The organism is Borreliella americana, assembly GCF_021043605.1.
GTDB lineage: Bacteria > Spirochaetota > Spirochaetia > Borreliales > Borreliaceae > Borreliella > Borreliella americana.
The window spans coordinates 1-11,654 of the sequence record NZ_JAJNFB010000003.1 but is presented as its reverse complement, the minus strand read 5'-3'; the positions used below and the strand labels follow the sequence as shown (position 1 = coordinate 11,654).

Genomic DNA, 11,654 nt, shown 5'->3' with positions numbered 1-11,654 from the left:
AAAAAACATATTCATAAAGATTAGCAAGCAAAAATTAAATATCATTTAATTAAATATCATTTTTTTACAAACAAAACTAGTATATAATAAGGAGAATGAAAAATCTATCACTATTTACAGATTTTTATGAAATTTCAATGATGAATGCTTATTTTACAAAAGGCATTAATCCTAAAGCAAAATTTGAAGTATTTTTTAGAAAAACACCGTTTAAAAATGGCTATATTGTTTTAGCTGGAATGCACACATTAATTAATGAATTAAAAAATATTCGTTTTGGAGGAAATGAACTTAAATATTTAAAAAGCTTTAATATATTAGATGAACAATTTTTAAACTTTCTAAGAGAATTTAAACTAAACATAAAAATAAGCTCAATAGAAGAAGGTCGCCTGGTTTTTCCCTATACTCCAGTAGTCGTGATCGAAGGACACTTAATAGAATTATTATTAATAGAAGGATTGGTCTTAAATATAATAAACTTTGAAAGTTTGATAGCAACAAAAACCGCTAGAATAAAAGAATCTGGTGCAAAAATTTTAGCAGAACTTGGGCTAAGAAGAGCGCAAGGAATAAATGGAGCGCTCTCTGCCAGCAAAGCTGCCTACATAGGAGGAGCAGATTTTACAAGCAATATGCTAGCTGGATATAAATACAATATACCAGTTACAGGAACAATGGCTCATAGTTGGGTAATGAGTTTTGAAAACGAAGAGCAAGCATTCAGAGAATATGCAAAAACATATCCAAAAAAAGTAAGCTTGCTAATAGATACTTACGACACGCTTAACAGCGGATTAAAAAATGCCATTAAAATATTCAAAGAACTAAAACAGGAAGAGAAAAATAACTTTTCAATAAGAATTGATAGCGGAGATCTTGAATATTTAAGCAAAGCAGCAAGAAAAGAATTAGACAAAAATGGATTAAATCATGTAAAAATTATTGCATCTAATGAGCTTGACGAAAATATTATCATGTACTTAAATTCAATAAATGCGCCAATTGATATTTGGGGCGTTGGAACAAATTTAGTTACAGCAAAAGGAGATCCAAACCTTTCGGGAGTATATAAAATGATCTCTATAGAAAAAAATGGAAAATTTATACCAAAAATAAAAATATCAAATAACGCAGAAAAATCCACATTGCCTGATGAAAAAGAAATTGTAAGAATCTATTTAAATGGACAAATGATCCTTGATTTTATATTTTTAAAAGAAGAAAAAGATAAAATCAAAAACCATTTAGATTCAAGAAAAGAATTTACCGTTTTTCATCCAATACAAGATAACATTTTCAAAACCATCAAACAATATGACGATTTTGAATTTCTAATTCATACTGTCTTAGAAAATGAGAAACTTAGCAAAGGCTACGAGTCTAGCTTAACCAATATTAGAAATAAAACCAAGCTTGACTTAAGCAAACTTGAACATACATATAGGAGAATAATTAATCCTCACATATATAAAGTAAGTATCAGTAAAAACTTAAGAAAGTTAAAAAACAAGCTCATAAAAGATAACAAAAGTAATTAATATATGCATATATATAAAACTAACAAAGTAAATAAAATTTATAATAAAATTAAAGAACTAACTCAAAACGACAATATTTTTAAAAAAGAAACACTCATCATAGTAAAAAATGATCTCTTAAGAGAAGAAATTAAAAAAACTATAGCAAAACTAAATGGGATTTCTTATAATCTAAATATTAAAAAAAATGCCGTAAAAAGCATATATGAAATTTCTTTTAAAAATCCCAATATAAAAAAATACATAGAAGAAAACACTTTTTCATTTTACTTGGAAACAGAAAAATTCATTTTATATAACATATTAAAAACTGAAAAGCTAAAATACATAAAAGATTTCAAATCAACAAAGAATAGATACTTTTTTGCATCAAAAATAATAGATTTATTCCACCATTATTACTCAAAATTTTCAAAATTAATTGAAACTTGGGAAGACAATGGATTTTTATTCCAAGAAGAAAATTTAAAACCCTACGAGAATATGCAAAGAGAACTATTTAAAAAGCTCTTTGAAAATCAAAAAAATCTTTTAAACTTGCATAAAAAAATAATTCAAGAAAAACCAACAAAAAATATAGAAATTGAAATTAAAAAAATAATATTTATTGGCAATAACAGAGAGGTTGAAAAAAAAATTCTCAACTCTTTAGAAAAAATTTTTAACTTTGACGTGCATGTATTAATTTTTGAAGATTTACTCAACTATGAATCCACTCTTGTTAAAGAATTGTTGTTAACAAAAACAAAAATCAGCCCAATTCAATATCAAGCTTTAGAAAAAGTAGATATTGAATTATTTAAAAGTAAAAATTTTTTAACAAGCATTAAAAATAATATCATAGCAAAAACTCCAATTTCAAAATTGGACGATAGTTTTAAAATAATAGAAGCTAAAAATCAAAAACGTGAAGTAGAAATTTTAACAAATCAAATAGTACACTCGATGCAAAAAAATAACCTAAAATTAAGCGACATAGCAATAACTTGTTTGCAAGAAAAATTTAATGAATATTTGCCATATATAGAAGAGTGCCTAAATAAATATGAAATCGAATATAGCGCTCTATGTTATAACAATTTGTCAAAAGGAGAAAGCATAATAGCCTTAAAAAGGCTAATGGATCTTTTCATATCAAAAAACGGAACAATTAGCAATTTTAGTAGAAAAGAAATATTTGACCTACTAAGTAACAACAAAGTAATGAAAAAATTTAATATATCAACATCTGAATTAAACTATTTAATAGAATTTAGCGATGCAATGAACATTAGTTTTGGTGCAAACAACATTCACAAAGAAAATCTAAACTATGATCAAACCTTTTTAAACTCATGGGAAGATGGATTTAATCGATTTTTAATGTCTGAAATATTTGAAGAAAAATACGAAGAAGAAACTCAAAAAGAAAGCATAAGATTCCAAGATCAAGAATCAATAATAAAGCTTATAACAATAGTAAAAAGCTTGTACGAAGATATAAACTATTTTAAAAATAAAGCATATAAAGTACATGAATGGGCAGAAATCATAGAAATTTTTATTCAAAAATATATTGACCTTGAAGACTTTAATACAACCGATGAATATTTACAAAATAAGATAAAATCCTTTAAAAATTTTCCTAAAGATTTAAATGACAATCTTTACAAAAACTATTTAAAAGAAATCAATGAAATAAAAATTGAATTTTATCTTTTTAAGATTATGTTTGAGGAAAGTCTTGAAAAAGAAAAATACGGAGTAATGTATAAAAAAAATGGAATATTGATCGCCAATTATAAAGAAATAGAATATCTTCAAAAAAAAGAAATTCATTTTTTGGGATTTCAAAAATTCAACTCTAATATAAATTATGATAATATGAATTTATTAAATGAATACTATGAGCATGAGAATACCGAAAAAGAGGCAATCGTGGCTCTTTTTAATTTGATTTTTGCAACATCAGAAAAATTTTACCTTTACTATTCATTTCAAGACAACTTAAGCCCAGAAATTAATACATCAAAAACAATAAACAAAATATGTGAACACATACAAAAGTATGAAAAAAATTTTCAAATAGAAAAACATCCAAATGAAAACCACGACCTAGCATATTTTAAAGATGTAAAAGAAAATTATTTAATAAACTATGATCCAGAAGCATTTAATATCGCAAAAATACTACAAAATTCTAAACCAATTAGGTTTAAGCAAAATAAAATTAAACTAGAAAGCCCAATTAAACTAAATTTATACGAATTAAAAAGCGCCCTTTCTAACCCTTACAAACACTTTTATGAAAAAATTTTAAACGTTAAAATACAAGACATAAGATTGGAAAATGAAATCAAAGAAAAACAAGAAGAACAAATTTTCAGTATTATTGAAATTATTTACAGACTTATAATAAATTCAACATTACTGCATGAATACATAATAGGGAAAAAAGATGATGCAAGAAAAGCAATAGAAATTATTAAAAACCACATTAAATATGAAATACAACAAGGAAACATTCCCTTCAATATAGATCAAAAAACGATTGTAAATAAAATCTTTAAAAAAATAAACAAATTAAAATACAATGCTACTGAAAGCTTTAAAAAGCTTTCAGTAATGACAAAAAGTAAAATTAAATTCTGTAAAACAATAAAACTAAATTTTCAAAAAAAAAATATAGAATTTGAATTAAAAAAAGATATTGAGAATGTGTATAAAGTCGAAAACGATTATTTTTATTTAAATTTTGTAAAAAAAGACTATTGCAGTATCTCAGATAAAATAAAAAATGAAATAGATTTATATATAACAGGACTATTAATAAAAAAAGAAATACAAAACTTTAATTCATTAACAGAAGTAAAAATTGATCTTGAAAACTTAACTGCAAAAACGACTATTTGTTATCATAACAAAGAAATAATAATTGACGACATTGAAAATATGCTTATGCAATTTGCATACATATCAAGCTATCCAACTCCAATTTATCAAAGCTTGATAATTAAAATTTTAACAAAAACAAATCAAAATAATTTTTCAAATTGTTTTAAGAATTTCATAAAAATGCAGATAAAAAATCCTTCCAAAGCTTATTTCATAAGCAAAGCACACGAGAGATTTTTAAAACCTAGCGAAATAACACTCTGCGATTACTATAACAGATTTAAAGACACTCATGATTTCAAGTTAGACGAAAATTTATTAATATTAATAGAAAAATTTTACATTAAATTCGTAAGGACAAAAAATTAAAATTTATGAACAAAATCCTAGAAAAAATTCAAAATAACACAACAATATTAATAGAAGCATCGGCGGGCACCGGCAAAACTCACATACTTGAAAACGTGGTTATAAATTTAATAAAAACCAAGATGTACTCTATAAATGAAATTTTGGTATTAACTTTTACAAAAAAAGCCACAGAAGAAATGCATACAAGAATACTAAAAGTAATAGAAAATGCTTACTCGAACTCAAAAGCAAATGAAATTTTAAAAGAAGCTTATGAGCAATCAAAAAAACTCTTTATATCAACAATCAATAAATTTGCATTACATGCCTTAAATAATTTTCAAATTGAAACAGAAAATTACTCCAAATATAAACCTAAAGAAAAATTTTCAAAAGAAATAGATGAAATAGTTTATGACTTTTTAAGAAAATCAGACAGACTAATTCAAACTCTTGATATTAAAGACTACGAACTTAAAGTATTTAAATCTGATGCCAAGAAAACAGAAGAGATTGTTTTAAAAATAAAAAAAGCTTACGAAAGAGACACAACTCAAGAGCTTGGGGATTGGCTTAAAACCCAAAAGGCATTTGAAAACATTCTTCTTAAAAAGGAAGAGCTGATCAAAGATTACAACAAAATAATAGAAAATTTAGATAAAATGACAAAAGATGAAATATTAAGTTTTTATAATAAACATATTCAAACTGGTAAACTTGAAATAGAATACTCTAAAGAAAACGACATATTCAAAATAGCAGAAACATTATTAAAAAATAAATTTTTTTCAACTCTAATAGAAAAAGAAACTAAAAAAAATTCTAAATTATCGCCTAAAGAACTTAAAATTAAAAATGATTTAATCTGTTTGGGAATTAATATTAAACATGAAAAATATAAATCAGAGGACAATAGAAATAAAAATAGAAACAATTTAAAGCAATATGTTATTTTAAAAGTTGAATACAAAATACTAAAGTATATAGAAAAAGAATTAGAAAAAATTATTAAATCAACAAACACAATAGATCAAAATTACATAATTTCAAATTTAAAAAATCACTTAAAATCAGAAGACAAAAAACTTCTAAATGCAATTAAAAATCGATACAAAATCATTTTAATTGATGAGGCACAAGATTTAAGCTTAATACAAATTGAAATATTTAAAATATTAAAAAAAGCAGGAATAAAATTAATATTCATAGCCGATCCAAAACAGATAATATATTCCTTTAGAAAAGCAGACATTTCATTTTATAACAAAGAAATAAAAAATAAAATCAATACAGACGCCAGAGTTGTACTAAAAATAAATCACAGATCAAGTAAAAAACTCATCGGGCCTTTAAATAAAATTTTTAATAATATATACAATAATGCAATAGCCGATGAAATGGAAAAAATTGAATTTACCAATTCACTTCCAAATAAAAAAAACGACAATAATAAAATTGTCATCGGCGGAAAAGAAATAGAAGGAATCAATATAATAACCACAAATACAGAAAACGAAGAAGACATTTACCAAAAAACAGCACTAACAATAAAATATTTGCTTACATATGGGAAAATTGTTCAAAACAATACAATTAGAAATATTAAAATGCAAGACATTAAAGTACTTTGCAGAGGAAAAAATGAAATCAATTTAATAGACAAAGCATTAAAAAAAGAGCAAATTCAAACAAACAAAACTCAAGAAAATTTTTTAAAAACCAAAGAATTTAGCGAAATTTTTTATATTATTAAGTGCTTAGACCGAAAGCAAAACTTTAAAACCTTAAATTATATTCTAAGCAGCAAAATATTAAATGTGCCGTGGAATTTACAAAGAATTTTAATCAAACAAGACAAAATTCACCTTATAGAAGAATTTATTGAAAATATAACAGTTTCGCTTGAAAAAAATGAAATAACATTAGTAAATGCAATTAACAAAATCACATTCGAAAAAAATTTGTGGATCAAAATTGCAAATATTACCAAAGATCAAAAAATTATTGAATGGGCAAAAAATAAAATAAATTACAAAGGTCTTCTTATTAAAGAAGGTAAGCTTGAAAATTTAAAAACTCATGAAACAATACTTGAGATCATCTCTAAAATATATTATAAAGAACAAAACATACAATCTCTAATCTCTACTTTAGAAAGCCTAATAATAAATGAAGAGCCTGAAGAAATAGAAGAAAAAACAAATAATATAAATAATGATAATGAATCTATAGAGCTCATGACAATACACAAATCAAAAGGGCTTAGCATAAATATTGTGTTCTTAATAAATACAACTCCAATAGAAAATAGCATTTTTTTTTCAAAAAAAAATCAATTTTACAAATTTTATCAAGACGGAAAAATTGAATATGATTTTTTTAAATTGGAAGAAAATAAAAAACATGCAAGACTAAAAATACTAAGCGAAGAAAAAAATATATTTTATGTGGGAGCAACAAGAGCTAAATTTGCTCTTTTTATTACAAAAACAAATAGCATAACTAGCAAATTATTAGAAATAGCAAAAATTTTTACTGTTGATGATATTAAACATGACTTTAACATATATGAATTTATTGAACAAAAAATATTCAATAAAAAAAAAGACAATACAAATGTAAATATAAAATTAATTCCGCCAAAACCAATAATTAAAAACATGTTTAAAAAAGAATATACATCTAGTTTTTCAAGTTTAACAGCACAAGCTCATCATAAAGCATTTTATGAAAACTATGATTTTAAAAATATTAACTATGAAAAAGATACAGAACTTGATTATGAGCCTGGATTAGAAGAGACCTTGCCCAAAGGAAAAGACAGTGGAAACATTTTACATGCTGCTATGGAGGAAATAATCTTTAGCACAGCAAAAGATACATTTGATAATTTTAAAAAAAATAACATTAAAATTATTGAAAAACAAATACAAAAAATTAATCCAAATCTCAATACAATAGAAGTACAAAATTCATTAACTAAAATGATTTACAACATATTAACTTATAATATAAGAGCAATTAATGCTCGACTGTGTGATATTGAAGAATTACAAAAAGAAATGGAATTTTTAATAAAAATAAATCCTGAATTTCAAAAACAAAAATATCTTTTTGACAAACACTTTGAAGATCTTCACATAAAATTAAACGATGGATATTTAAAAGGAATAGTAGACCTCATATTTAAAGCTAATAATAAAATATATATCCTAGATTATAAAACAAACTATCTTGGAAAAGATAGGGATGATTATAATATAACAAATTTAGAAAATACAATAAAAAAGGAATATTATGATTTGCAATATAAAATATATGCTCTTGGGATAAAAAAAATATTATTTAAAAACAAAAAAGAATATAATCAAAAATTTGGTGGAATAATATATCTTTTTACAAGAGCATTTAAAAACAATGTTGAATGTTTAAAATCAAAATTTGAAAATGGTATTTATTTTAATCTTCCAAAATTTAACGACGTAGATTTAGACAAAATCATATTGGAGTTAAGCATTAAAAGATACTTATGAGAGATTTTTTAGTATTAAGAGAATTTTTAAAAAATAAAACCAAAAAATTTTTAACCCCTGAGCTTAAACTTTATGAAATAATTGAACTTTTAAATATCAATAAAAAAAATTGTTATAAAGCACAAACACTTGCAAAGTCCATAAACAATGAAAATATTGTAATATTTTTAATATTTTTATTTAACTACTTTGATAAAGGCCACCTAAGGGCCGACATAAATCTATTAGCAAAAGATATTCAAAATACAATAATATTCACAAAAGAAAACCTAGAAAAAACCAATAAAAGTTACAACAAATTAATAAAAATGCTAAAAGGACTAGAAACATTTGGAAATCCAGAAACTATTACGTACATTGTTTTTCTTTTAAAGAAAAACAATATAATAATGGAATTTAATAATAATAAGCTTAAAATTACAACTCCCCTAATCTTGGAAAACAATATCTACATTTATACTCAAAAAAACTACAGAGAAGAAGAAGAGTTAATAAAACAAATCATAAAAAGATTAGAAAACCATAACAGCAAATTAAATGAAAATAAAATACAAAATATAATATCAAATTTAAATACCAATAATTTAAATAAAGAGCAAATTACATCAGTAAGAAAGGCATTAAAAAGCAATTTTTTTCTATTAAGCGGGGGCCCGGGAACAGGCAAAACTACAACTATTAACTATATCTTAAAAGCAATTAACAAAACATTAGACAAGAAAAAAAAAGGATTAGTAGCAATTGCAGCCCCTACAGGAAAAGCTAGCCTAAGGCTGCAAGCAAGTATCGACTATTCATTCAAAAATTTAGAAATAGAATGCAACACAATCCAAAAATTATTGGGAATCAAATTCATAAACAAAAAAAATCTATACGATGAAGAAAATCAATTAAATTTTGACGTAATAATAATTGACGAAGCTTCAATGGTAGATGCATATACTTTTTTAAAACTGCTAAAAGCAACTCCAATAACCACTAAGTTAATAATGGTAGGAGATAAAAATCAACTCCCATCAGTAAACGAAGGAAATGTATATTCAAGTCTTTTAGGATTAAAAAAAATAAATAACGATAATGTAGAAGATCTTAAAGAAAATTTTAGAAGCAACAAAGAAATAAATTTGCTCTCAAAAGCAATATACAAAGAAGATAGTTCTTTGATTTGCAAATATATTAATAACAATAAAAATATTCAACTGAAAGAAATAGAAAAAATAAACTTAAAAAAAGATCTAATAGAATATACAAACAATTTATATAAAAAAATACCCACTTTTAATCTTAAATTGCTAAAAGAATCAAAAATTGAAACAATACTTGAAACTTTACTTGAAAATATAATTTTAAGTTCAAAAAATTTTGGCAAATTTGGAACTAAAAACCTAAATGAAATAATAAAAACTTACCTAAAAAAGACCTATGGAAACTTTATTGGCCAAATAATAATGATAACTAAAACTGACTATAAAAATAAATTATTTAATGGAGAACGAGGTGTTATTTTTAATGAAAATTCTAAATTTTATGCTTTATTCCAAAGAAAAGAGGAAAAATATAAAAAAATAAATTTAGATTTATTAACAAATTATGAATTCAGCTTTGCCACAACAATACACAAAAGCCAAGGCTCTGAATATAAACATATAAAAGTAATATTAGAAAATAACCCTTTTTTGACAAAAGAACTTATGTATACTGCAATAACAAGAGCTAAATATAGCTTAGAAATAATTTCTAACAAAGAAACTATAATTAAGCTAAGCAAAAAATCTAGCAAAAGAGATTCAAAAATACTAGAACACATAAACTCATTTAAAGAAATTGACAAATAAATTAAAAACTACTATAATCTTTTAAAAGAATGGCTTTGGGGGCGTAGTTCAGATGGTTAGAACGCCTGCCTGTCACGCAGGAGGTCGCGGGTTCGAGACCCGTCGCTCCCGATGATGAATTTTACATTTTATCGTGTCAGAAGCTTTTCTTTTAGAATCTATTGATATTCTGGCAGGTTTTAAGAAAAATTTATAAACATTTAATTTAAAAGTTGTAATTTAAGCGATTAAAAAAGAAAAAATATATAAGGAGAATGTAAAATGAATCTAAAAAAATATCTATTTTTCACTGCTTTACTTTTGATTTCAACATCTGTTTTTGCACAAACCAAAACAATAATAAAAGAAAATGTAATTCCAAATGGGAACTTAAGCCAATTTGGAATAGAAGAAATCTGTCCAATATGCGGGTATGTTAACTGTATTTGCGATGAGAAAACTACAGAAATCGCTGCAAAAATTTCTCAATCAAATACAACCACCAGCCTATTTGCAAGCATGGCTATAGTTGCATTGCTAATAGTAGCTACAGGATTATTAGCCTTAGTAAAAAAGAAATTATATAAATCAAAAATTTAAGCAAACTAAACTTTACTGTAGCTTTTGAAAAGCTACAGTAAAGTTTTAAAACACTTCTTAAGCTTATTTTTAAAAGATTAAGAAGTGCAAATATCCTCAATCCTAATCTCACAAAGCATCTTTTTAACATCTTGAAATTCGCAAAGATTACCTTTTAATGCCGTAGCCGTACCAGCTGCAACACCAAATTTAAATGAATCTTCTAAAGTACTTCCATTATCAAAAGCATATACAAATCCTGCAATCACAGAATCTCCTGCTCCAATGGTACTAACAGAATTAATCTTTGGAACAAAAGCCCTAAAAGCAACATTTTTAACGCCAATAAAAATAGCTCCGTCACTTCCCATGGAAATTATAATGTTTTGAACCCCGCTTTCTACAAGATTTTTTCCGATTTTAACCAATTCTTTTATAGAGTTAAATTTAGCATTAAAAAGATCCTCAAGTTCATAAATATTGGGCTTTATCAAAAAGGGATTTAATCTAAGAATTTTTTGCAAAGGCTTGCCACTAGTATCAATGATAAGTCTAACATCATTAGAAATGCTATTAGCTATTTCATTGTATGCATTCTCACCAAGAGCTAAAGGAACGCTTCCTGACATCACCAATATACTATTACTTGTTAAACTTTTAAGTTTATCTTTCAAAAGTTCAAATTCATTCTCAGAAATATCTGGAGAATTGGCATTAATTTCTGTTTCTCTGCCATTTGCTATCATTTTAATATTTAATCTTGTATCATGCTTTATTTTAATAAAATCGTTTTTTATGCCCCTAGAATCAAGAGAAAATCTTATATAATCACCTGTAAAACCTCCCAAAAATCCTAAAGCCGTACTGGGTTTTCCCAAATTTTTAAGAACAGTGCTTACATTTATTCCCTTACCACCAGCAAAAAAATTGTTATTTAAAGCATAATTAAGACTTCCTTCCTG

General features: G+C 24.8%; 6 protein-coding genes and 1 tRNA gene. 6 read left to right on the top strand and 1 reads right to left on the bottom strand.

From position 1 onward, the window contains the following. Nucleotides 1-95: 95 nt before the first annotated feature. The 6 genes from LRB30_RS01325 (at nucleotide 96) to LRB30_RS01300 (ending at nucleotide 10,713) form a co-directional block, all read left to right on the top strand. Nucleotides 96-1,541, top strand: coding sequence for a nicotinate phosphoribosyltransferase (locus LRB30_RS01325; protein WP_231018671.1), 1,446 nt, complete (start codon nucleotides 96-98; stop codon nucleotides 1,539-1,541). A gap of 3 nt (nucleotides 1,542-1,544) precedes the next feature. Next, nucleotides 1,545-4,784 (top strand): exodeoxyribonuclease V subunit gamma, encoded by a 3,240-nt coding sequence (locus tag LRB30_RS01320; RefSeq protein WP_231018670.1) that lies wholly within the window; start codon nucleotides 1,545-1,547, stop codon nucleotides 4,782-4,784. Nucleotides 4,785-4,789: 5 nt separating this feature from the next. Beyond that, on the top strand, nucleotides 4,790-8,299 hold the full coding sequence (recB, locus tag LRB30_RS01315; protein ID WP_231018669.1) for an exodeoxyribonuclease V subunit beta: 3,510 nt from the start codon (nucleotides 4,790-4,792) through the stop codon (nucleotides 8,297-8,299). Then, nucleotides 8,296-10,134 (top strand): exodeoxyribonuclease V subunit alpha, encoded by a 1,839-nt coding sequence (gene recD / locus LRB30_RS01310; protein ID WP_231018668.1) that lies wholly within the window; start codon nucleotides 8,296-8,298, stop codon nucleotides 10,132-10,134. Before recB ends, recD begins: the two co-directional genes overlap by 4 nt. Before the next feature lie 37 nt (nucleotides 10,135-10,171). Further along, nucleotides 10,172-10,245: transfer RNA gene (locus tag LRB30_RS01305), tRNA-Asp, on the top strand. A gap of 150 nt (nucleotides 10,246-10,395) precedes the next feature. Then, nucleotides 10,396-10,713 (top strand): hypothetical protein, encoded by a 318-nt coding sequence (locus LRB30_RS01300; RefSeq protein ID WP_231014445.1) that lies wholly within the window; start codon nucleotides 10,396-10,398, stop codon nucleotides 10,711-10,713. Nucleotides 10,714-10,790: 77 nt separating this feature from the next. Here LRB30_RS01300 and LRB30_RS01295 read toward each other — a convergent pair. After that, the coding region (locus LRB30_RS01295) for a 1-phosphofructokinase (protein ID WP_231018667.1) at nucleotides 10,791-11,654 on the bottom strand (864 nt) is incomplete at its 5' end.